Origin of the sequence: Selenomonas sp. CM52 (assembly GCF_000292955.1) — a bacterium.
Lineage (GTDB): Bacteria > Bacillota > Negativicutes > Selenomonadales > Selenomonadaceae > Selenomonas.
The window spans coordinates 161830-183194 of record NZ_ALNM01000030.1 but is presented as its reverse complement, the minus strand read 5'-3'; the positions used below and the strand labels follow the sequence as shown (position 1 = coordinate 183194).

General features: G+C 47.3%; 25 protein-coding genes and 2 pseudogenes. 8 read left to right on the top strand and 19 right to left on the bottom strand.

The genetic code is table 11. The features are described 5' to 3' along the window. The 5 genes and pseudogenes from HMPREF1153_RS13080 to HMPREF1153_RS13075 all read left to right on the top strand — a co-directional run. Positions 1-845: pseudogene (locus tag HMPREF1153_RS13080) on the top strand (hemagglutinin repeat-containing protein); the annotation flags it as partial. A gap of 34 nt (positions 846-879) precedes the next feature. After that, positions 880-1314: a DUF2691 family protein gene (locus HMPREF1153_RS08465; RefSeq protein ID WP_009646357.1), complete on the top strand. Its 435-nt coding sequence runs from the start codon at positions 880-882 to the stop codon at positions 1312-1314. Between the two features lie 400 nt (positions 1315-1714). Then, positions 1715-1987 carry a hypothetical protein gene (locus HMPREF1153_RS12730; RefSeq protein ID WP_009646429.1) on the top strand — a complete coding sequence of 91 codons (273 nt, stop codon included), beginning with the start codon at positions 1715-1717 and terminating at the stop codon, positions 1985-1987. A 220-nt stretch (positions 1988-2207) separates the two neighbouring features. After that, positions 2208-2681: a hypothetical protein gene (locus tag HMPREF1153_RS08460; RefSeq protein ID WP_037370330.1), complete on the top strand. Its 474-nt coding sequence runs from the start codon at positions 2208-2210 to the stop codon at positions 2679-2681. Beyond that, positions 2678-3049 carry a hemolysin secretion/activation protein, ShlB/FhaC/HecB family gene (locus HMPREF1153_RS13075; protein WP_009646388.1) on the top strand — a complete coding sequence of 124 codons (372 nt, stop codon included), beginning with the start codon at positions 2678-2680 and terminating at the stop codon, positions 3047-3049. Before HMPREF1153_RS08460 ends, HMPREF1153_RS13075 begins: the two co-directional genes overlap by 4 nt. Before the next feature lie 97 nt (positions 3050-3146). Here HMPREF1153_RS13075 and HMPREF1153_RS08450 read toward each other — a convergent pair whose 3' ends face one another. The 6 genes and pseudogenes from HMPREF1153_RS08450 to HMPREF1153_RS08430 form a co-directional block, all read right to left on the bottom strand. Then, positions 3147-3512 (bottom strand): HepT-like ribonuclease domain-containing protein, encoded by a 366-nt coding sequence (locus HMPREF1153_RS08450; RefSeq protein WP_037370327.1) that lies wholly within the window; start codon positions 3510-3512, stop codon positions 3147-3149. After that, positions 3509-3814 carry a nucleotidyltransferase family protein gene (locus HMPREF1153_RS08445; RefSeq protein WP_037370324.1) on the bottom strand — a complete coding sequence of 102 codons (306 nt, stop codon included), beginning with the start codon at positions 3812-3814 and terminating at the stop codon, positions 3509-3511. Before HMPREF1153_RS08445 ends, HMPREF1153_RS08450 begins: the two co-directional genes overlap by 4 nt. 151 nt (positions 3815-3965) lie before the next feature. Continuing rightward, a pseudogene (locus tag HMPREF1153_RS12365) lies at positions 3966-4192 on the bottom strand (magnesium chelatase domain-containing protein); the annotation flags it as partial. A gap of 215 nt (positions 4193-4407) precedes the next feature. Next, a complete protein-coding gene (locus HMPREF1153_RS08440; RefSeq protein WP_198003336.1) occupies positions 4408-4941 on the bottom strand; it encodes a class I SAM-dependent methyltransferase in 534 nt (177 codons plus the stop codon). Then, positions 4898-5779: a Bcr/CflA family efflux MFS transporter gene (locus HMPREF1153_RS08435; RefSeq protein ID WP_009646511.1), complete on the bottom strand. Its 882-nt coding sequence runs from the start codon at positions 5777-5779 to the stop codon at positions 4898-4900. Before HMPREF1153_RS08435 ends, HMPREF1153_RS08440 begins: the two co-directional genes overlap by 44 nt. A 351-nt stretch (positions 5780-6130) precedes the next feature. After that, positions 6131-7186, bottom strand: coding sequence for an oxidoreductase (locus HMPREF1153_RS08430; protein WP_009646383.1), 1056 nt, complete (start codon positions 7184-7186; stop codon positions 6131-6133). Between the two features lie 113 nt (positions 7187-7299). Between HMPREF1153_RS08430 and HMPREF1153_RS08425 the strand changes: the two genes are divergently transcribed. Both HMPREF1153_RS08425 and HMPREF1153_RS08420 read left to right on the top strand, forming a co-directional pair. Then, positions 7300-7644: a winged helix-turn-helix transcriptional regulator gene (locus tag HMPREF1153_RS08425; protein WP_009646391.1), complete on the top strand. Its 345-nt coding sequence runs from the start codon at positions 7300-7302 to the stop codon at positions 7642-7644. 84 nt (positions 7645-7728) lie between these two features. After that, positions 7729-8298 carry an RBBP9/YdeN family alpha/beta hydrolase gene (locus HMPREF1153_RS08420; protein WP_037370321.1) on the top strand — a complete coding sequence of 190 codons (570 nt, stop codon included), beginning with the start codon at positions 7729-7731 and terminating at the stop codon, positions 8296-8298. A gap of 77 nt (positions 8299-8375) precedes the next feature. Here the strand turns inward: HMPREF1153_RS08420 and HMPREF1153_RS08415 are convergent, their stop codons facing one another. Both HMPREF1153_RS08415 and HMPREF1153_RS08410 read right to left on the bottom strand, forming a co-directional pair. Then, positions 8376-9065: an aspartate/glutamate racemase family protein gene (locus HMPREF1153_RS08415; protein ID WP_037370364.1), complete on the bottom strand. Its 690-nt coding sequence runs from the start codon at positions 9063-9065 to the stop codon at positions 8376-8378. A 96-nt stretch (positions 9066-9161) separates the two neighbouring features. Further along, positions 9162-10568 carry an aminotransferase-like domain-containing protein gene (locus HMPREF1153_RS08410; RefSeq protein WP_009646486.1) on the bottom strand — a complete coding sequence of 469 codons (1407 nt, stop codon included), beginning with the start codon at positions 10566-10568 and terminating at the stop codon, positions 9162-9164. Between the two features lie 106 nt (positions 10569-10674). Here HMPREF1153_RS08410 and HMPREF1153_RS08405 point away from each other — a divergent pair, with 106 nt between their 5' ends. Then, a complete protein-coding gene (locus HMPREF1153_RS08405; protein ID WP_009646399.1) occupies positions 10675-11952 on the top strand; it encodes an MFS transporter in 1278 nt (425 codons plus the stop codon). A 127-nt stretch (positions 11953-12079) separates the two neighbouring features. On the opposite strand, the gene rpsI is transcribed toward HMPREF1153_RS08405, so the two are convergent. The 11 genes from rpsI to HMPREF1153_RS08350 form a co-directional block, all read right to left on the bottom strand. After that, complete coding sequence (gene rpsI / locus HMPREF1153_RS08400) at positions 12080-12472, bottom strand: 30S ribosomal protein S9 (protein ID WP_006192988.1); 393 nt, start codon at positions 12470-12472, stop codon at positions 12080-12082. A gap of 25 nt (positions 12473-12497) precedes the next feature. Next, complete coding sequence (rplM, locus tag HMPREF1153_RS08395; protein WP_009646432.1) at positions 12498-12938, bottom strand: 50S ribosomal protein L13; 441 nt, start codon at positions 12936-12938, stop codon at positions 12498-12500. 293 nt (positions 12939-13231) lie between these two features. Next, complete coding sequence (locus tag HMPREF1153_RS08390) at positions 13232-13597, bottom strand: YraN family protein (protein WP_009646518.1); 366 nt, start codon at positions 13595-13597, stop codon at positions 13232-13234. Beyond that, entirely contained in the window at positions 13594-13923 is a 330-nt protein-coding gene (locus HMPREF1153_RS08385) for an EscU/YscU/HrcU family type III secretion system export apparatus switch protein (RefSeq protein ID WP_009646424.1), read from the bottom strand. The genes HMPREF1153_RS08390 and HMPREF1153_RS08385 overlap by 4 nt, the downstream gene beginning before the upstream one ends. Beyond that, positions 13920-16034 carry a hypothetical protein gene (locus HMPREF1153_RS08380; RefSeq protein ID WP_156810563.1) on the bottom strand — a complete coding sequence of 705 codons (2115 nt, stop codon included), beginning with the start codon at positions 16032-16034 and terminating at the stop codon, positions 13920-13922. Before HMPREF1153_RS08380 ends, HMPREF1153_RS08385 begins: the two co-directional genes overlap by 4 nt. An 89-nt stretch (positions 16035-16123) precedes the next feature. After that, on the bottom strand, positions 16124-16876 hold the full coding sequence (locus HMPREF1153_RS08375) for a ribonuclease HII (RefSeq protein ID WP_037370360.1): 753 nt from the start codon (positions 16874-16876) through the stop codon (positions 16124-16126). 14 nt (positions 16877-16890) lie between these two features. Then, positions 16891-17799 (bottom strand): ribosome biogenesis GTPase YlqF, encoded by a 909-nt coding sequence (ylqF, locus tag HMPREF1153_RS08370; protein ID WP_037370314.1) that lies wholly within the window; start codon positions 17797-17799, stop codon positions 16891-16893. A 319-nt stretch (positions 17800-18118) separates the two neighbouring features. Further along, complete coding sequence (locus HMPREF1153_RS08365) at positions 18119-19873, bottom strand: DUF262 domain-containing protein (protein WP_009646410.1); 1755 nt, start codon at positions 19871-19873, stop codon at positions 18119-18121. 13 nt (positions 19874-19886) lie between these two features. Continuing rightward, positions 19887-20102 (bottom strand): helix-turn-helix domain-containing protein, encoded by a 216-nt coding sequence (locus tag HMPREF1153_RS12930; RefSeq protein ID WP_009646506.1) that lies wholly within the window; start codon positions 20100-20102, stop codon positions 19887-19889. 36 nt (positions 20103-20138) lie between these two features. Next, the gene (locus HMPREF1153_RS08355; RefSeq protein ID WP_009646491.1) at positions 20139-20438 is read right to left on the bottom strand and encodes a hypothetical protein; all 300 of its coding nucleotides are present in this window, start codon (positions 20436-20438) and stop codon (positions 20139-20141) included. A 100-nt stretch (positions 20439-20538) separates the two neighbouring features. Continuing rightward, on the bottom strand, positions 20539-21156 hold the full coding sequence (locus HMPREF1153_RS08350) for an SAP domain-containing protein (RefSeq protein WP_009646355.1): 618 nt from the start codon (positions 21154-21156) through the stop codon (positions 20539-20541). Positions 21157-21365: the final 209 nt, after the last annotated feature.

Genomic DNA, 21365 nt, shown 5'->3' with positions numbered 1-21365 from the left:
CACGGCCAAGATCGGCGGCAATCTCAACATCGAGACCTTGCAGGAAAAAGAAACCTACGAGGAGAAGAACACAATCGGCAGGCTTCGATCTCTCGTGGGATATTCGCGCGGGAAAATTTTCCAAGCCCACATTCGGCCTTTCGGCGGGCAGAGGAACGATCGACTCCCACTATAGAAGCGCTAGAGGCCAGTCCGGTATCTTCGCTGGAAAAGGCGGCTTCGACATCTACGTCGAAAAGAACACCGACCTCAAGGGCGCGGTCATCGCAAGCGAAGCGAATAAGGAGAAGAATCGCCTCAGCACGGGGACGTTCTCTTTCAGCGATTTGGAGAACGGCGCGGACTACAGTTCAAAGAGCATAGGCGCCGAGTATCACCACTACGGCAGCTATGACAAGATGAGCCGACAAGAGAAGAACAGGGTCTATAACACCATAGGCCTCTCCCCCAGCCTTTCCATGCCTGCCAAGGGCGATGCGAACAGCACGACAACTTCTGCCGTTGCACCGGGAACGATTGAGATTCACGAGAATCCCACGCAGGACATCTCTGCCTTGAGCCGCGATACAACGAACACACTGAACGAGCTTGGGCGCATCTTTGACAAGCAAAAGATTGAAGAGCAACAGGAGCTTGCCAAGACCTTCGGCGAAGAAGCCTTCCGTCTTGCCCATAACCTCCCCGACGACGGCAGCGGCCGAAAAATCGCTGTCCATGCCATCATCGGCGGCATCATGAGCCAGATCACAGGAGCGGGGTTTGCTTCGGGTGCCATTGGTGCAGGAGTCAACGAAGCTGTTATTAAGGCACTTGATGGCAAAGATCCAGGTACGGCTCAAATCGTCAGATGGTAATGCGGACAGAAAATAGGTGCAAACTTTGAATCATATACAAAAAATAAGTTTCATCATTCCAAATGGATGGGGACAATATTTATATCATATACTTTCCCCCATAAAGGATATGGTCGATGGTACATGGGAGGTTTATGGTACAGCAATAATTGGTGATCTTCAGGCATGGCACAATATAAACGGTGAAATGGTTGATTTATTTGATTTCAGGTATTTTTCAAACCAAGATTTCTTTTCAGTACTCATGTCGCGTAGGTATTATATCGTATCAGGTATATTCAGCTTAAAATCTTCCCTCGAGAACAAAACGGACAAGCTAAATGGAGCTTATTTAGAAGTTATTGTAACAGATAGTGTATATGTAGATATTTCTTCTGTTGATGATAAGATCATATCTGCCTTGTATACGAATGCAGTAAACCAAGGATTTGAAAATATTGAAACGGAGGAAATAAGCTAAATCACAGGCGCTGACTTTGCTTCTGGTGCCATTGGTGCAGGAGTCAACGAGGCGATCATCGGCGAGATCAAGAAGATCAAGGATCCCGGCACCGCACAGATTGTCAGCGCGATTGTAGGGGTTGCAGCAGCTAAGGCGGTCGGCGGGAATGCGGCGGCTGGTGCTATTTCCGCAGCGAGCGGGACGAAAAGCAATGCTTACCGCGAGAGACCAAATTACGAAGGAGCTTTTGTTGTAAGGAACAATCGTCACCATATCAAATGGAAAAGAGATTCCTTACGAAGGTGATATTCCATATAATGCATATTTCTGGGTAGAAGACTCAAATGCACCTTAGTATGGATGGGATTATAAACGCACAGATGTCGGAGATTTTTATGAACCTCGCATTCCCACACACATGTTTTATTTTTCCCATGAAAATCGCATTTATGGTCTGACCTTTTTGGATGATACTAATGGACAGAAAAAGGCTGAAGTCAATGAGTTGGGTTTAAAATTAGCTGATACATTTCTGAACTATCGAATAACAGGTGCAGCACCACTAATTAAGATACCTATAACATTTATATCAGGTGCCAAAGATAAGAATTGGGATATAGATCCAAGAAATATTCCCTCAACGTTCGAAAATCTTATAGATACTATATGGGAATATTTTGCGGACAATTAACACGATATGGATATGCCTGTGAAGAATTAGGGCATCTTCGCTTCGTGTAATCCCCCTATTTGCATGATGTCGGAAGTGCTAAGGATATACTTTTGAAGCATAGCAAGAGAACTCCTTCGACACTTCTGTGCATCTGCTTTAGCCTCATATTTTTAAAAGTGATATACCTCAACTTTCGTCTAGACCAAGAGAATCAATTTTCTATAGTGGAGGATTGCTAATGCTCGAAATCAATTTGCATTTGTTAGAAGGCACTCTAGCTGTATATAGCGTAGCTGGTATCTTTTTATATTTTTTATCTGTAACAAAAAAGATCCAATATACGCAATTTATTACACGAAATAAATTTTTGAAGATATGGATAGGATGTATCAGCTTAGAAATAATGAAAGTAGTTTGCGCCATAGGAATCGAACTTATCACGTCAAATGCAAATATGCGCGGGGAAATATACATGATACTCACAATGAGCTTTATTTTTGAAATTGCTGCAAAAGTTTTATTCCTAATCATCATTTTTAAACGAGCAGTCGGTTTTACCTATAGAAAACCACTCCTCATCTTCTTTTGTATATTTCTTTTTTTGAATGAAATACTAAATATTATTCCTTTTTTATTCGTTGTCGTATTTTCTATTCTTTGGTTATTGATTCCAATCAATATTCCCGAGGAAGTTCGAGGTGAATCCATTTGATTTCAAACAAACTCCCATCCGCCCGCCTGCTCGCAGTAGCCCTTCTCCCCTTATCCGTCTCTCCCGCCCAAGCTGCTCCGCTCTCGCAACAGGAGCAGCTTGACCAGTCGCGGGCGCAGGAGGCGGCACGGCAGGAGCGGCTGCAGTTCCCGAAGCAAAAGGCGGAACTTTATCTCGGCCTCGATGTCGGCGCCGTCTACGGCGCCGATCTCTACAACGGGCATGTGCTCGCAGGCGCAGCGCTCGGCGTTCGCGGAACGGTCAACGATATTTCCTACGATGTTTTCGCTGCCGCATCCATAGAAAAACCCGAAGGATTCCACACGCCGGACGCGACCTGCGGCTTCTCCCTCGGGTGGAGGTTTTAATGGCTATATTGCAGAAAGTAGTAAACCAATCTACGGATGTTGTATAAAGCATGTATCGTCAATCAAACGAAACTTTTGAAGCTGAAACGGTGATTTGTCATCCTACATCATCCGTATTCTCGTTTTCCGTCAAATGCAACCTTAGCTGCTCTATCAAAATTGGCAGTTCTTCAAAAACAACATCTGAGATAATGTTCCAATTTGTTCCATCATAATCATGTACAAGGCGATGTCGTAAGCCTGCTATCATTGCCCATGGAATTTCACCATGTTTGACTTTATACGCTGCAGACAGATTATGACAATGCTCACCCATATTATATAGCGGCGTTGTGACAAGCCACTGCAACGGCAACTGTGTCAGTAACGCCTCTTTTTTAATGCGGTTTTCTAGAATATATTCCTGCAAGCGAACGGCATAGTCATATATCTTCTTAACCCTTTGTCGATCTGAATACTTCATGCCACCAAAACCTTTTCTTTCATGATCCTCTTATAAAAATTGCTGTCCGGATTGACTTCGCCGATTTCAAAAACATCCACTTTTTTCTTCAGAACTTCTCGTAGATCCTCTGCCAAAGCAAAAATCATCGTTCGTTTAAACTTTTCTCCACCAAAAACCAAAAAATCCAAATCGCTATTTTCGTCCGCTTCACCTCTCGCATACGAACCGAATAAATAAATTTCTTTCACACGATATTTATCAGCAAGCGGTTTTACCATCGCAACGATATGTTCCATTGTAAATACAGGATTTTGCATCACAGTCCCTCCCATTCACTCATTGTAATTATATCATATGCTCTGCACTTTGAACGCCCTGTTCCAGATGCACTCTTCTTTTTATCCTAACTCTTGGATATACACCCCCATGCTATCAATGCCATAAAATCCTTGAAAATTGGTATTCTTTCCGTGAGCTATCCTTTCGTATGTCCGCAGGCGCAAGATTGATCGTCACCCGCGCAGGCTTGAGCTTCACGCCCGTATTCTTGATCGCTGTGCGCACACGCTCACGCGACTCCTTCACCGCCGTATCGAGAAGCCAACGATGTCGAACGCAGGAAATCCATAAGAAACATCGACATCGATGATCCTCTCATCGACCCCGAAAGTCACCGCACCATACGATTTAGCAAACACAAGGCTGCCCCTCTTTTTGATTGGTATGGTGTTTCTTTTGTTTGTTACTTTTCTTCATTGCTGAGATTTAATCCTGCTTATTAATGGGAATTTACATAAAATTATGAACTTATTACCTGCGAGGAGCCTATATCCCGATGCCCTCCTCGTGCTCTTCTGTCTCGCCTTGCACAACATGACGATCCTTGTTCATCATCTACCTTCATACGGATTATTCATTTGACAGATTTTGTTGCAATATAGGTTTTGATGTTCATGTCATGCAGTCTGCCAAAACCATTAGTATCTTCATATAAATCAAGCAACATAAATCCTGCTTTCAGTTGTCCCCCGATCTGTTCGGTCATCGTATGAGAAAACTGCATCCCTGAGCGTTCCGCCAGCATGAACGCCTTTGCTTTTTCATCTTTCAACGGATTAAACGGCATATTCCAAACAATTTCCTTTTCTTCATTATCAACCATATAATTGATTTCATTGTTCAATCCGGCAAGCAACATGCCGCCTTGTTTTAAAACTCTGTACGCTTCACGAAAGACAAATTCCGCATCTTCCACATAGCAGTTTGAAACAGGGTGAAATACAATATCAAAACTTTCATCTGGAAAAGGGAATTTTTTTGTCATGTCCCCCTCAATCGCATCAATATGATAGCCTTCCCGCTCAGCTACCAACAATTCGGATTCTATCTGCTTCGAGGAATAATCAAGCTCGGTACACTCCGCACCCAACGCATGAAAAACCGGCATTTGAGCACGCGGTAATAATACCATTTGTACTGCATACCAAGAACATGGGAATGGCGATCCCCCACAAACCGAGCATACCCGTCAGTCCATCCGCGAGCAGCCAGAGAGAAAAGAGTGCGGCAATGCCCGTTGCTGCCTTGAGCAGCTGCAAGAGGGAGAAACGTGTCACAAACATGCGGTTGAAATAGCTCACCGCCGCAACGCCGATAATGTTGACACCGAAGAACAGCCCATAGTACTGCGGATCAATACCGAAGTGACGGATGTAGATGACAGGCGACTCCGTAATGAAGGCATACACCGCCACATAGAAGAACGTCACGCTGAGGGTATTCATCATGAAGGATTTCATCCGTACGAGCCTCCCATAGCTCTTGAATGCCGCACCGAGGCTCTCGGCAGAGCGTTTTTCGTGCGGCAGCGTTTCCGGCAGGAAATGCACGGAGAAAAAGAGCAGTACGGCAATCGCAGCCATCAGGCAGAAAACCATGCGCCAACCACCGACGCCCATGAGAAATGCACCGAGCAGTGGTCCCACGATCGGCGCCGCCGCCATGATGAGGACAAGTGTCGAGAGCATCGCTGCCGCCTGATTGCTTGTGTAGAGGTCACGCACCATCGCGCGGCTGAGCATCGGGCCGACACATGCGCCGACGGCCTGCACCACACGGAATCCAATGACGGCCTCCATCGAGGGTGCCAGTGCACAGCCGACCGATCCGATAAAAAAGAGCAGCGCACCGATCGCGAGCGGAATGCGACGACCAATATGATCGCTGATCGGTCCCCAGACGAGCTGGGCAATGGCAAAGCCGACGAGGAAGCTGGGCCACTGCACCGCCGAGGTCATCCTGCATCGCAGGCATCGCGGGCAGGTAGAGGTCCGTCGACAGCGAGGCGAATGCCATAAAGGCACTTAGGATCAGCATAAAGGACAGACTGCGTTTCGGTTCCTGCATAGTATGATACTCGCACAGCCACTTTGTATGCAATAAACTATTAGCTTTCTGTGCCATAAGCACCTTTCCTTTCTGTATACTGGCTTGAACAACCTTAGTATACTACCCGAAAAGGTTCTTTTAGTATAACCATTTGTCTTCCACCCGCGTAGCGGGTGGTTTATCGTGTCGCATGCTTTGCATGCGACACTGGGTCACGACTCATAATCACACCAACCGAGCCTTAGAGATCACCTTTGTACAAGATTCTTTTTCTTTTTCCGCATAATGCGTGCGGGGCATTTCCTGCCATCGGTGAACCATCGGCATGTTTTACAACCAAGACAGGGGCGATAATTCATATTCTCCATCGATTGCACGACAAATGATGGATCGGCAAGAAACGCCCTACCGTAGGCAACAAAATCACAGGAATTATGTTCCACGAGAACGTTGCCTCGTGCAAGCGTGTCAATCCCCCATACGCTGATGACGGGGATGCGTATGTGCGGCTTGATTGAAGAACCTGCATATACAATGCTGCTATATTCATAATCGGCAGGCAGATGGAAGCTTCGTGTCTGCGGTATCCCGTGCGAGACATGCAGCATTTCGATGCCGATATCCTCGAACGCCTGCGCTGCTGCAATATCCTCCTCCAGTGAATTTGTCCAGCCCATTCGATAGGATAGGATGAAATGGTCATCGATGAATTTCTGAATACCGCCCACGATCTCCCGGGCAAGCGTCAGCCGCCCATACAGATCTCCTCCATATTTGTCACTGCGTCGGTTCGCCTCGGCAGAGGTCATCATATTCAGAAAAAAACCATGTGCGCCGTGTAGTTCGACACCATCTGCTCCCGCACAGAAACAAATATATGCGGCATTTATAAAATCATCTCGTATGCGCTCCAAATCTGCTATTGTCAGCGTGTTGACATCTTTGGAATCGAATGCCAAAAAATCATATCCACCTTTGCCCAACTGTACAAAGAACCTGCTTTCGCACCTATGACAACGATCTGCAAGCTGCTGCAGATATGGAATATGTCGCTTTGAATACGCCCCTGCTCCACCAGATGTTCCGGCAGAACGCGCCATGGGATCGTCTGATGCTGATATGCTCAGAGACTGGCTGATGAGAAGCCCAATCTCTTGATCGCAATATTCAAGGTATTCGCGGATAAGCATATCTCCCATAATCCCGTCACTGCAAGGAAACCCGAACCGTACCATCGGCGCCATAACGATTCTATTTTTGAACATCACTTTTTTGATCTGATAGGATGAAAAAATATTGCTCATCCATGACTCCCTCCTAAATCTTGCTATTTTTGTCAGCATCATTATAATCATTGTATACCACTCAATATAGTACGCACTAATTTGTAAGATACTATCCAAAAGGAGAGAATTACATGATTCAAAATCTCTGCCGCAGCAAAGAGGCTCCGTTTTTATCAACCTTAGCGGTCATCGGGGGCAAGTGGAAAATGCGCATCCTCTATGAGCTTTCATGTGATTCCATTTTACGATATGGCGCTCTGAAACGAAATCTGGCTCCTATCACGCACAAAATGCTGAGTACGCAGCTGAAGGAGCTTGAAAAAGATGGCATGATTATACGCAAGGAATATCCACAGGTGCCCCCAAAGGTCGAATACTCCCTGTCCGATAAAGGAAAAACATTCGTCCCCATCATCAACGCAATGTGCGATTGGGGAAAAGCGTATTCCATCAACAGCTCATTCGGCACTCACTAAAAAGTGCCTACTTGTGCCAGTCTCCGACACGCAGTACTATAAATCAAGCGTTTTACGACATATAATACTGCAAAGGAGAATGAAATGAGTAAGCAGGCACATGATAAGAACGTATATATCATTCACGGGTTTGACGCATCATCCACGCGGCACTGGTTCCCCTGGCTGAACAAATTTCTGACAGACAAAGGTGTTACCACTGAATCCATCGATATGCCGACACCAGCACAGCCGGACTGCAAAACATGGATATCATTTCTCTCAGAGCATCTCACGAGCGTAACATCAAACACCTATTTTGTTGCCCATAGTCTGGGATGCATTACAACGCTGCGATATTTACAAACAGTCGCTGCACCAATCGGCGGCGTTGTACTCGTTTCCGGATTCGATCAGTCGATTCCAGACTTTTCGTTCCTCGATGAATTCACCGCCACACCCCCAAACTATAAACTGCTTTCAAGAACAATCCCAAACAGAGCTGTTGTTTCCGCCATAGACGATCCGATTGTCCCCCACGAGTTCAGCCACTCGTTTGCCGAACGATTCGACGCAGTCTTTTATGAGACCAAGACGGGCAGACACTATCTGGACGTTGACGGCGTGACAACACTCCCCATTGTTGCCGATGTACTGTCTCGCATGATGGAATAATTGCAAATAGAATACCGTGTCCGATAAAGTAGAAAAGGGATTCCAAACGTCAATAAGACGAACGGAATCTCTTTTTATCACTCAAGTGATTTAAGTGCTGCTTGTTCTGCATGAATGAGTGTGGTATCAAAGAGTGGAATATCGGTATCGGATTGCTGGATAAGAAGTCCGATTTCAGTACATCCCAGGATGATCCCCTGCGCCCCGTTTCGTACAAGTTCTTGAATAATGTCCAGATATACAGCTTTGGACTTCTCAAAAATTTTTCCGAGACACAGTTCATCGTAAATGACGCGATTGACGACATCGACATCATCATCATTCGGAACGATGACCTCAATCCCCTGTCTGATCAAAATATTTTTATAGAAATCCTGCTGCATGGTATATTTCGTGCCGAGCAGGCCGACTTTTCGGATGCCTTGTTTCTTTAGCTGTACAGCGGTCATGTCTGCAATATGCAGGATGGGGATATGAATTCTCCTGCCGATTTCAGGCACTACCTTGTGCATCGTATTGGTGCAGATTACGATATAGTCTGCCCCCGCCCGTTCCAATGCTTGTGCGACTTCAGACAAAACATCTGCGCTCTTATCCCATTCCCCGCTCACTTGATATTTCTCGATTTCATCAAAATCAACACTGTATAGAATACATTTTGCAGAGTGCAGACCACCCAGCTGATTTTTAATCGTTTCGTTGATGACCTGATAGTATGTCACCGTACTTTCCCAACTCATACCACCGATCAGCCCTATTGTTTTCATCATATCACCTCTGCCATTACGATAGCACCGCCCATCCGTCATAACAAGATAAAAATTGTAGGGAGGACAATTCACCCCGCTCTGCCTTTATTCTTCCTAAAGGATCAATGTCTCCGTCTGCAGCGGAATCGTATTTTCCTCCATCAGATCATGAACAATCCGTAGTCCGCGCGCCAGCTCCTCATTCGTTGGCGGCGAGCAGAGGGCGAGGCGAATAAAGGAATGCTCCGCCTCCCCGCCGACGGCAAAGCGATCCGACGAGAGGACACGCACACCGCGATGCTGCGCCTGTGCCTCGAAATTCGCCCCACCACATCCCACAGGCAGTGGCATCCATTGGAAGAAGCTGCGTGTGTTCCTCGTATGTGCAGGGAAGATCCCTCGAAAGATGCGATTGCGCTCCTCAGACATCCGACATTTCTCCCTCATTATACGCTCTGCCGCACCGCTGGCAATCAGCTCTGATGCGATCTCCGCACTCAGCGGCGGAATCGTCATGCTGATGCTGCGCACCGTCCGTCGAAAAAGCTGCCTGAGATGCGCGGGAACAAGCATGTAGGCAACGCGCAGTCCGGGGCAGGTAAGTTTTGACAGGCTGTGCAGATAAACGGACTGCCGCGGGAGAAGCATGGTCATGGGCACAGCGTTCTCGCGTACCGTAAAGCCATAAGCATCGTCCTCAATCAAAAACATATTGTGCTTACGCAGCACCGCTGCAATCTTCCTGCGCCGTTCCTCAGGCATGACGATGCCAGTCGGATTCGCGCAGGACGGCATAAGATAGACACCCTTGATGTTTATCTGCTGACGCTGCCGTGCAAGCGCATCCGGCATCATCCCATCCCCATCTCCCTCGATTGGGATGAGGCGTATGTTCAACTGTTTTGCAAGGCCGATGAAATTCGCATACGTATATCCGTCCACCGCAATTCGATCTCCTGCATCAAACAGCGCAGTGAGTACGATTGCAAGTGCACTCTGCGTGCCAGAAGTAAGAAGGAGATTCGCCGGCTCTGCCGCGAGAGAAACCCGTGCAAGCCAGCTGCACGCAGTTCGCGCATGACGATCCTCATCCTGCACACCACTAAGCGCGAAGAGCCGCGCTGCATCCTTGCCGCGCAGGATATCCCGTGCAGTATCCGCAAGAATCTCGTTGAACTCCTCGTATGGATGAATGCTGCCGAGTTCGATGATTGACTTTTCCGTTCCTCCCATCGTATCATGCAGCACGGCATTCGGCGAGACGAACGTCCCGCGCCCAATGACCGCATAGATCAACCCTTTGTCCGTGCAAAGACGAAAAGCGCGTGTCACCGTGCTCAGATTAAGGTCCAGAAAGTCGGCGAGTTCCCGCTGCGGCGGAAGTTTTGTATGCGGCAGCAGCCGTCCGCTGAGGATGTCGTATTCAAGCTGAGCAGCAAGTGCACGATAGAACGGAGGATGGAGCTCCGCGCGTGCGGGACACCACGTCATAGGATAATTATCGAACGAATTGATGGGCATAGGACATCTCCTACAACATTGTCATACATACAATTTTACTGTTGAAATCATACAATAGGCGGTCTAACATAATAATTGTATGTATTATATCACAGGAGAGATGACCATGGATAGGAAAAACAGCATTGCTTCAACGAGCGCAACGGTATCCGTCTCGCTTTATATTCTGCCCTTTATCCTGGTCGGCTCGTTTCTGTCCATCTTTGACCAGTTCGTTATCAATGTCGCCGCCCCCGCCATCATTTCCTCATTACATCCGTCGGCTGCAGAATTCGAGGGCATTATGAGCGGTTATGCACTCGTCTACGGCGTAGGCCTGATTGTCGGCGGCCACCTCGGCGACCGTTTCGGACGGCGGCGTATCTACCGTCTCGGGCTTTTTCTTTTTGCCGCGACCTCAGCACTCTGCGGCGTTGCTCAGACGGCACAACAACTTGTTGTCGCACGTCTTCTGCAAGGGCTTTCGGGCGCGGTCATGGTGCCGCAGGTACTCGCTCTGATTCGTGTCTCATACGAAGAGAATGCACGTGTGCAGGCACTATCCGCATTCGGCGTGTCCATCGGACTCGGGCAGATCATGGGGCAGGTACTCGGCGGCTGGATTCCTGCATGGGATTTTCTTGGACTCGGTTGGCGCATGATTTTCCTTGTCAACATGCCGATCTGCCTGATCGCCGCCATTGGCTGCAGGTCGCTGCCACCGAATCCAAACGCTGCACACGAGACATACCAAAAGCATCTCGGAAATCCTCTTCGACTCTTTCGTTATCGTGGCTATATGGTCGGAATTCTTCTCAATGTATGCCTGTACGCCGCCATTGTGCCCTTCTTTGTCATTCTCGGCCTCTATCTGCAAAACATCTGTGAACTCTCGCCGCAGATGGCGGGACTTGTCTTTATGGCGGTCGGCACGGGATTCGTCCTCGCCTCCTCCGCAGGTCCTATGCTCATGCGGAGATACTCGCCGTCGCACGTGTTGATCTGTGGAACGCTCTGCACGGGCACGGGCATCCTCGCCGTGTTGCTCGGCACAATCACGGGACTGTCCACTGCAATTCCCTTTGTCCTCCTCGCGTTGTTTGTCCTCGGGATCGGCAACGGCACAGTGATTCCCATTTCGACAGGTATTGTTCTGCGTTATCTGCCGATGGCGGATGCGGGCGTTGGTGGTGCCGTCCTGACGACGGGTCAGCAGCTTGCAGGTGCGCTCGGAATTGTATTTGCAGGCGAGTTTCTCATGGGAGACGGCGCATCCCTTGCCTCGCCCGCCACCTATGTGGACGGCCTCACCCTTCAAGTGTGCGCCGCATCGGCTGCGCTCTGCTGCGCTGTTTGTCTCAGCCGTACTCCTGCCTCCACGCAAAATACGCAGAGATATATGTAACGTTCAACTCGAAAATCAACGTATTTTTGTCAATCTTACGGGCAACTTCAGCACGTTGAGATAACTGAAAAAGCCCGCCATCTCTTGGATAGTGGGCTTTTGTAACTTTCTATTCGGTTCTTGCTGCTTAACGCTTCGAGAACTGAGAGGCCTTGCGAGCTTTTTTGAGACCGTACTTGCGGCGCTCCTTCTCGCGCGGATCGCGCGTGACGAATCCAGCCTTTTTCAGCGCTGGGCGAAGCTCTCCATCGAGTTCCATCAGGGCGCGCGTGATGCCGTGACGAATCGCACCTGCCTGGCCCGAGGCGCCACCACCCTTGACGTTAGCAATGACATCGTACTTGTCCACCGTATCGGTGAGGTTCAACGGCTGACGAACGATGAGCTCAAGCGTCTTGAGACCGAAATACTCTTCCATATCGCGGCCGTTGATCGTGACCTTGCCGTCACCGGGAACCAAGCGAACGCGAGCGACCGAGGTCTTCCTGCGACCCGTGCCGTAATAGCTGACTAATGCCATGGATTAAAGCTCCTCCTTCCAGAAATCAACGGATGTCGAGCGCGAGCACTTCGGGCTTCTGCGCTGCGTGGGGGTGTTCCGAACCAGCATAGACATTGAGCTTGCGGTACATCTGTGCACCGAGGCGATTTTTCGGCAACATGCCGCGCACCGCTTTCTCAATGACCTTCTCCGGAGCTTTCTCCATGAGCTTTCCTGCCGCTGTGAACGTCGTGCCACCCGGATATCCGGAATGACGGAAATACATCTTATCCGTAAGTTTCTTGCCTGTAAAGACCGCCTTCTCCGCGTTGATCACAATGACGAAATCACCCGTATCAACATGCGGCGTGAAGGTCGGCTTGTTCTTGCCGCGAAGCACCTTGGCGACTTCCGCTGCCAAGCGACCTACCGTCTGGCCGGCAGCGTCGACAACATACCACTTGCGTTCGATATTCGCTGCATTCGCCATAAATGTCGTCTTCATGCGAATCCTCCCTCAACCTATTGTAATGCATTATTTTCATAGATGATGGCCCGCTGGCGCTCCGGGGCTAATGGATGCGCTTGCTACGACTCATACAGAAATATTCTATTCAAAAGGGCACAGCTTGTCAAGCATTTTTTCTTGCCGCTGCTCTGCCTGGAAGATTGGGGAAATTTACGTGCAAGTTTAATTGTCGCATCGTTCTGCCAAACTTTGGTAGCTTATGCAGCCGCAAACGACAAAAGCGTCTTCTCTCCAAACCTTTCAGGAATCACTGAATTTATCAATTTCCTTTAAATGCCATCAAATTCAAAGGCGTTCTCATAATGGCGTACTGCATAAGATTCGTCCATCGCGAGGATTTCTATGACATCAAATCGACAGGCTCTTTCCATAAATCCATGTTTTTGCATATACAAAAAGGCTGTACGAAAAATACGCCGCTGTTTCGTGCGTCCTACGGCCTGAGCCGGCGTGCCGAAGCGCGTCGGATGGCGCGTCTTGACCTCGATGAAGAGCAATGTCCCATCTTCCTCGGCAATGATGTCGATCTCACCCGTCTTCATGCGAAATTGCCGTTCTAATATGCGGCAGCCACGCTTTTCCAGATACAGCGCCGCCGCTGCCTCACCTCGGTCGCCAAGTCTCTTCGCTATCACCGCGGCAACTCCGGCTTCTGATGACGTTTGTCTATGCGATAGACATAAGCGAGAACCTCAGCAACTACACGGTAAAGTTCCGGCGGAATCTCTCGGTCGAGTTCCAAGGCCATCAGCATGTTGACGAGCGATTTATTCTGGTAGACAGGAATCGCGTTTTTCTGTGCCGCTGCGAGGATGTTTTCCGCGACGAAACCACGTCCTTTCGCCACGACTTTCGGAGCTTGCTGTCTTTCCGGCTCATAGCGCAAAGCCACAGCTCTTTGATTGGCAACGTCTCGCTCTTCCAGCGGCAAATCTTTATTTTCCATATTCGTGTCCATCATTCTTTACTACCCGCTATACTGACTTTGAGATCGGTCAGTTCCAATGCCATCGTACGAAATGATTCCTTGAACTCAGGAATATACGCCTTGAACTCTTCCACGGCAGACGCCTCCGAGAAAAGCACGCGCATGTTGAGGCTCTTCGCGTCGTACACCTGGCAAGTCAGCTCTACGGCGCCAATATGGTCTGTAAGCACGCAGAGTCTGAGCCACGTTTCCTTGTGCATGCTCCCATCCTCGGGCGAATACTTCTCCTCGTTATAGACATTGGCATACGCGGGGAAACTCTGTTTTTCGCCTTCCCCCATATACAATGGCAACATGAAATTCAGTGACCGATGCACATTGCCCTTGCCGTCCGTCTGAAAAAGACTGCCGCCTTCCATAGAACGCTTCATCGAAGCGGCAAATTCCGCGACATCCTTACCCGCTCGCTTGAGCTGCTGCTCCTTCATGTCCTTCACCGCCGTCATATCGCAGAGCTGCATAAATGCCCAGAGACGCGGCAGATCGCCGAGATTCTTCTGCACGGCAGCCTGATTGACGGCAGCAGGAACATTATTCTGACTGAGGCGCAGGAGAAGCTGCAGCTGCTTCGCTTCCTTGTCCGGCAAGAGTTTTTGCCCGTTGTTGATAAAGTCGCGCAGCAAGGCAGCATCCTTCTCTGTAAGCGGCATATTCTTCAGCATGAATGACGCTGTCTCCTTCAGACTCTGCATGAGCTGAGGCGTATTCTGCATCACGGGCATCTGACGCGCAGAAGCTTTCGCCTCTCCCTGCGTATTGCTCGGTGAGTTAGTCGATGGACCAGCAGGATTCCGCCCCTGCAGCAGAGACTTTTCCTGCACTGTATTCTGTTTGGTGCCTTCCTGTCTTGTCGACTGCGGATTCGCACTCTGTTCATCCTGACGCGATACCGCTGATTCCGTCGACTTTCCCTCTTGCCGCGCACCACGCAGCATTTGCTCACTCGACTGTCCTTTGCCCTCGGCAGCATTTCCCTGTCCGAGGGCTTTTTGCTGCTGTGCTCCGCTTTGCTCCTGAGACGTCTTCGTCTGCCCCTTGCCCTTGGTAGTCTCTGCCTGCCCTGAAACCTTCTGCTGCTGTGTTGTTTCCGAAGCGCCATCCTCAGCGTCTGGCAACAAGTCAGGTTCCATTCCCTCGGCATTCTGCTGCACAATGGCGTCATTCCGTTGGGGCTGTTGCGTCGCCGCTTTTCTCAACGCCGCCTCCTTCCCAAGTACCGCTTCACCTTCCTTCTGCGCAGCGTTCGTCGCCTCATTGGCGGCTTCCGACATCTGCCTTGCCGCCTCTTGCCGCACTTCCTTCGCACCACCTTCACTCATATCGCGCATCGGTGGATTCGCACTGGTCTCAGCATCCGCGTCGCCTTCGGGCATCGTCTGCCCCGACTCCTGCATGATCGGCGACACACTCTCCTCTCCGAGCCGCGGCATGAAATATTGCACAAGAGATTTCAGAAAGTCAAAAGAACTTGTCTCGCTCGCACCCTGCTGCGGCTGCGTCTGTGCCAAAACCGTCAATGCCTGCTGCAAGGCTGCCGGCAAATCCTCCAGCGCCTTAGCGTCAAGCAGTTGGAAGGACAGCTTATTCAAGAGGGCTGGCTCCAAGGAGGTTCCACCCTCCTGCGCCGTCAGAAGCGATTTCAGATTTCGCAGCAACGTCTGCATGCTCTCACTGAAATCGCTGACCTGCACGCCCTTTTCCGCGAGTGCACCCAGCTGTGTGAGCATGCGCGAAAGCGTGCCCAACTGCTCCAAGGAAAAACGCTGGCTCTCCGTCGTACTGCCCAATCCCTCTTCCAAGGTCGCACTTAACGAAAAAGCGCTTTCCATGACATTACGAATCACCTTCTGCAGGTGATCGGGCAGAACCTCCACCGAATCCTCCTGTCCTTGGGAAATCCTCCCGAGGACGGATGACAAATCCGCAATGGAATTTCGTATAGAGACATTCGTCTCCTTTGCAAAAGGGGAGGACGAAGTGCCGTCCCCTCGCCGCGTTACGGCATCTGTCGATCCTGTCGTCTGAGGCCGCTGTATTCGCTGCAAAGACCCCGCAGCATTGGCGGCATTTGCTTCCATTGCCATGAAACGAATCCTCCGTGTAATCTTCTAAGGAACACCTGCTAAAATGAAATCCATCCGTTTGATGCCGGCCTCATCAACGCGTCCTTGCCTCAAGGGTTCACCGCCATCGAAAGAACCGGCTCGAAGGATCTTCGATGAATGGGACAAGGCCCATACTTCCGTAAAGCCGCCAAATGCTCCGCCGTCCCATAGCCCTTGTGCCTTTTGAAACCATACTGCGGATATTCCTCGTCATATTTCAGCATCAGGCGATCCCTCGTAACTTTGGCCGCGATCGATGCCGCCGCAATCGACGCCGACTTTGCATCCCCGTGGACAATGGGAGAAGACGTCATAGAAAGCTTCAACGGCACGGCATCGAGCAAGACATGCTGCGGCTGCGGCCGCAAGGCGGAAACAGCTTCGTACATCCCCTGCTTCGTCGCTTGATAGATATTCTTTTCGTCGATGATTTTCTCTGAAATGCTCACGATTTCCACAGCGACAGCGCTTTCCATAATGGCAGAAAAAAGTTCCTCGCGCACGGCTGGAGATAATTTCTTCGAATCATTCAAATGTGGCAGAAAAAGCCCCAGCGGCAAGATGACTGCGGCGACTACAACGGGTCCCGCCAAAGGGCCACGACCGGCTTCATCGACGCCTGCCACAAGCAGACAGCCCTTCTCACGTGCCAAAAATTCGTAATGGTACAGTGCTTCGATGCGGGCGCGCTCCTGCGCATCTCGCTCCCATCGACGCACCAATCGCTGCACACCTGTGCGGGAATCCGACAGGCACTGCCGCTGCAGCTCCTCAGTCCACTTCCCTGCGCGATAAAGGCACTCCAGTTCTCTTATCGTCATTTCTTCCCCATCCATTAACCGCCGTCCACTTCCTCCGATGGTTCCGTCGGGGGCACGTCCAAGCTGATCTTGCCAAACTTCCCCATGCGGAATTCCGTCAGAAGGATATGCTGCACCTTCTCGAAATCGATGCGTCCGCCCTTCAAAAGGCAGCCACGCTTGCGTCCAATCGCCTCCATCAGTTCCTCCGTAGTCTCTGGAAGCGCCTCCTTGAACTTGAAACGCTCCTGCAAGCGTTCCGGATGATCGCGCCGCAAAGCCGCAAGGAGCAAGTGCGCCACATTCTCCAAATCGTAGATCTCATCGTTGACCGCGCCGGTAAACGCCAACTTAAGTCCAACCGCGCGGTCTTCAAACTTCGGCCAAAGAATCCCCGGAGTATCCAAGAGATCAACGTCCGCTCCGATGCGGATCCACTGCTTCGCGCGCGTGACGCCTGGCTTGTCCGCCGTCTTCGCCTTCGCCGCGCCTGCCAAGCGGTTGATCAGGGACGACTTTCCGACGTTCGGTATGCCAAGGATCATCACACGCGCCTTGCGTGCTGCAACACCTTTCGATACCAACCTTTCCGTACGATGTTTCGCAGCCTTCTCAATGAGCGCCAACAGTTCCCGCATGCCCTTCCCCGTCACAGAATCGAGCGCGACAGCCGGAAGCTTCTGTGCACGAAAATATTCCAGCCAACACTTCGTCATCTTCTCGTCCGCCAGATCCCTCTTGTTGAGCGCCACGACGCGCGGCTTGTCGCCGACGATCTCCCGCAGCATGGGATTCGCGCTCGCCGCTGGAATCCGCGCGTCAAGCAGTTCGACAACGACATCTACAAGCTTCAAATTCTCCTCCACCAGTTCCCGTGCTTTCTTCATGTGGCCCGGATACCATTGGATGATGGGTATATCTCTCGCTACATCATTTTTTATCATTATACATATTCCCTTCGACCCTTGATTTTACTAAGTTCTTGCATCATGTGCCTAGGTATAAAACAAAGAAATCACGATTTATCGCTATCCATGTCCGTATTTTGGAGTGCAGTCTAATTCGATTTGAGGCTTCTTCTTTACAGCAAATCTTTCCTGATAAGTTTCGTGAGAGTTTCCACGTGGCACGAGCTGATACCATAGCTTACATTGGCACATTCTGTTGATTTAATAGTTCTTGGGAACATATCACCCATGTTTTTATATCTTTGTCAGTTCTTGGGAACATATCACTTTTATTAGTATAACAACCCATATTATCCTAAAGCAGAACTGCACTTAACTGTTTTTTTAGAAGTGCTTTTCTATCCTCTATAAACTTTGGATAATTTTCATATGAATACTCCATATCTGGCAGATAATTCACAGTCCTATACTGAATCTTATCCGTATCTGTAGGATGTTGTTCGTTAAACCACTCATCAAAATCAGTAGCAAGCTTCTCTTCATTAAGCTGTGCAGCAAGAAGCTGAAGGTTACTTATATCATTAACCGTTGCAATGTACCAATCTAATTGTTCCTCAGGAACACCCTGCTTTCGGAGATAAGTTTTTGTAAATTTGCTCTTCGGATACATATGATCTTCATGGAATTTATTACTGAAATCTAGTGATGGATATAGCAACATGAGAGTTGAAAGTGTGTCACTCTTTCCATATTTAAGTTTCAAAAGGAACTCCTCAATATCTTCATCCGTAAACTGTATGGATTTATTTGTACCTTTAAACTTGTCGATGATACTGTCTAATGGAAACTCATTTGTTCCGTTTGCTTTTAGAATCTCACGAATTGGTCTAATCACATTATCTGGTTGTCCACTGAATGTCTTCTTTAACAGAGAACGTATAAGCCACTTCTTTATTTTATCTTTATTATTCTTGTTTGTCCCTGAATCAACAAAGTTATCCGGCATACCATTAATAAAAAGGTAATATGCAATTGGAATCAGCGCATTATTTGATGTTAGTGTTTCACCTGAATAACCAAATGATGAAACCAAAAGAACCGCCTGTTTAATAGCTTTCTTTATATTATCCCAATTGTTTTCAATTTTAATCATGTTTTGTTTGTTAAAATTGTCCACTTTAAAAGCAATATTCGTAAAATCACTAAGAACCAACGCCGTCTTCAGCACAAAATCTTTATTGATTTTAAATCCTGCTCCTACTGCATTTACATCATCAACAAACTCAATAATTTCTTCTCTCGCATCATGGTTTTCCCACTGTGCAGAAGCTATGGATAGAAGCAAGTCAGAGTAACTTAGAGGTGTCCCTCCACTGTTGACTCTTATAAATATATTTAGAACTTTATCGAGTTCTACCGTCTTCTCTCTATAATAACTAATCGTGCCAACCTTATTAATAATGTTATATAGCTTAGACAGAGCATTGATAGCGAATATTGTCTGTTCTTCAGTATACTTAAACTCCTTTGAAAAGCCTATATTTTTAGTAACAAACATCGCAACGTCACCATCTTGTTTCATATTAAGGATTTCACCGACTTCGAACCAGTATGTATTTTCATCATTTTGCACTTCTTTATTTGTAAGAAATTTAAACTCATACTCGTTACTACTGTCCGTAGAATTTGATAGTAAGTTTAAGTATAATTTCCTAGTTGGGTATGCCTCCTGATTTTTCTTTGCCATATATTTAAGTTTATAGGCATAGGTTCCCTTAAGCCCTATATAAATTGAGGTGAGACGTTGCTGTCCATCAAGAACAGCTGTCACGCCATCCAAACCTTTTAAATCGACTTTCTTATTATGTACACCTTTATACTCATGATAATTTCTAATAAATCCATAAAAGTCATAGTCGTTTACATGTTCCTTATTAATCTCCCAGAAAAGGAATGTCCCAATCGGATAGTCCCTCATAAGAGAATCAAACAAAGCTTCAATCTGCTCGGTATCCCAAACATATTCACGCTGAATAGAAGGTAAAACATATTTATTTGCAGTAATGTCCTTCATTACCTCAGCTATTGTTAATGGTGTCTCATATGCCATAATATTATCCTCCTTAGCATTCCTTCCTCTTCACATAGGTTAGCTCAATATCATAACCTAGCTTTTCCATCATCTGTACAAAGGTTTTATTAACAACCCCATCTTTTTTCTTAATGATCTGGTTAACATACTGGCTAGTAGTGCCAATCTCTTCTGCAAGCTGCACCTGCGTCTTTCCGGCTTCAATGCATTTCACTTTTACATCCACTTCAATATTATTCTTTACCATAGAATTCACCTTCCAATAGGATATACAAAATTATCCTTAAAGGGCATCATACTTATCTTGACCAAGTTCTCCATTTTCAAGCTGTACTTTTGCCTGCTTATCTGCCTCTTTTAAGGCATTTAACTTTTCACTGGTTTCAGAAATTTCCTTTTGCAGTAGCTGTTGTTTCTGAGCAAGTAGTTTAGCATTGGAAGGATCAAGTTTTAATAGCCGATTCACATCACGAAGCTGTGACTGCGTATTTTTTATTGTAGAATTTACTCCTTTTAAGGCTTTATCAAGGCCGGTAGTATCTCCACCAATTTCAACGGTAATTCCTTTTATTCTGTTAGCCACTTACATCCCTCCTTTCCTAAAAATGAGCATGAAAAAGACATCTACTTTTTTGTAAATGTCTTAGTTATATATTTTATTCAATCGACAAGCTGGTATTTCACTATTTATGGTACTCTTCAATTTTATTTCTATATTCATTTAGAAGTTCCCTAGAATATATTTTTTTGCTCTTTGAATCTCTGACTTCTTTCCAAAGGATAGCTGCCACTTTTAACTTATCGAAATAATTTTCGCTAAATTTATCCAAAAAAAAGTCTTTTAGGAACTGATTCCATTGACAAGCTGAATTATCGTACTTAGCATATTCTGATTCTCCATAATATACTTTCAGCATATCTTGAATTTTAAAATTTAAATCATTTTCTGATTTTACTTTTCTCCATGCCGTTGCCATATCAGCATTAAACTTAAATGGACTAACACCCGTTACAGCTGAAAAATACTCTCGAAATTTTTTATTAAAAGAAAAACTACACTCAAGTAATGGTGTACTTAACGTTACAACTTCCGTTTGATTTTTGTTTACAAATCTCTGAGACTTCTCTATTCTATTCCCATTAAAATATTGTTCTATAATATGATTCAGTTCTTGCTTTGTACTTCTATATTCTAATCCAAGAGACTTGCAAATTTTTGAAAGTTCTTCTCGATACCAATAGTATCTGCTAAATTCCTCAAATGATTTTATGTCTCTGAAATTGGGTCTAAGCTCCTTCAAGTGATCACCTCACCAAATTCAATTTTATTTTTATCTATTATCCTATTATTCTATTATACCAAAATTTCTCAAAGCCTTAAATTAAAACTTATCAAACTCAGCTTGACCTGCCACCTTACTATATTTGGTAAATTTCCAAAGTAAATCTCACATAATAGGTCACTGACGGGATTTGCTCTGAGAAGAATTTATGGCTGAATTTAGTGTGA

Excerpts from the sequence above, each read along its gene's own strand:
- HMPREF1153_RS08410 (WP_009646486.1), bottom strand. The coding sequence starts at position 10,568 with ATGCCCATCAATTCGTTCGATAATTATCCTATGACGTGGTGTCCCGCA.
- rpsI (WP_006192988.1), bottom strand. The coding sequence starts at position 12,472 with ATGGCATTAGTCAGCTATTACGGCACGGGTCGCAGGAAGACCTCGGTC.
- ylqF (WP_037370314.1), bottom strand. The coding sequence starts at position 17,799 with ATGATAAAAAATGATGTAGCGAGAGATATACCCATCATCCAATGGTAT.
- HMPREF1153_RS08420 (WP_037370321.1), top strand. The coding sequence starts at position 7,729 with ATGAGTAAGCAGGCACATGATAAGAACGTATATATCATTCACGGGTTT.
- HMPREF1153_RS08450 (WP_037370327.1), bottom strand. The coding sequence starts at position 3,512 with ATGAAGTATTCAGATCGACAAAGGGTTAAGAAGATATATGACTATGCC.
- HMPREF1153_RS08425 (WP_009646391.1), top strand. The coding sequence starts at position 7,300 with ATGATTCAAAATCTCTGCCGCAGCAAAGAGGCTCCGTTTTTATCAACC.
- HMPREF1153_RS08440 (WP_198003336.1), bottom strand. The coding sequence starts at position 4,941 with ATGCCGGTTTTTCATGCGTTGGGTGCGGAGTGTACCGAGCTTGATTAT.
- HMPREF1153_RS08415 (WP_037370364.1), bottom strand. The coding sequence starts at position 9,065 with ATGAAAACAATAGGGCTGATCGGTGGTATGAGTTGGGAAAGTACGGTG.
- HMPREF1153_RS12930 (WP_009646506.1), bottom strand. The coding sequence starts at position 20,102 with ATGGTAAAGAATAATATTGAAGTGGATGTAAAAGTGAAATGCATTGAA.
- HMPREF1153_RS12730 (WP_009646429.1), top strand. The coding sequence starts at position 1,715 with ATGTTTTATTTTTCCCATGAAAATCGCATTTATGGTCTGACCTTTTTG.
- rplM (WP_009646432.1), bottom strand. The coding sequence starts at position 12,938 with ATGAAGACGACATTTATGGCGAATGCAGCGAATATCGAACGCAAGTGG.
- HMPREF1153_RS08405 (WP_009646399.1), top strand. The coding sequence starts at position 10,675 with ATGGATAGGAAAAACAGCATTGCTTCAACGAGCGCAACGGTATCCGTC.
- HMPREF1153_RS08375 (WP_037370360.1), bottom strand. The coding sequence starts at position 16,876 with ATGACGATAAGAGAACTGGAGTGCCTTTATCGCGCAGGGAAGTGGACT.
- HMPREF1153_RS08365 (WP_009646410.1), bottom strand. The coding sequence starts at position 19,873 with ATGGCATATGAGACACCATTAACAATAGCTGAGGTAATGAAGGACATT.
- HMPREF1153_RS08430 (WP_009646383.1), bottom strand. The coding sequence starts at position 7,186 with ATGAGCAATATTTTTTCATCCTATCAGATCAAAAAAGTGATGTTCAAA.
- HMPREF1153_RS08460 (WP_037370330.1), top strand. The coding sequence starts at position 2,208 with ATGCTCGAAATCAATTTGCATTTGTTAGAAGGCACTCTAGCTGTATAT.
- HMPREF1153_RS08380 (WP_156810563.1), bottom strand. The coding sequence starts at position 16,034 with ATGGCAATGGAAGCAAATGCCGCCAATGCTGCGGGGTCTTTGCAGCGA.
- HMPREF1153_RS08385 (WP_009646424.1), bottom strand. The coding sequence starts at position 13,923 with ATGATGGACACGAATATGGAAAATAAAGATTTGCCGCTGGAAGAGCGA.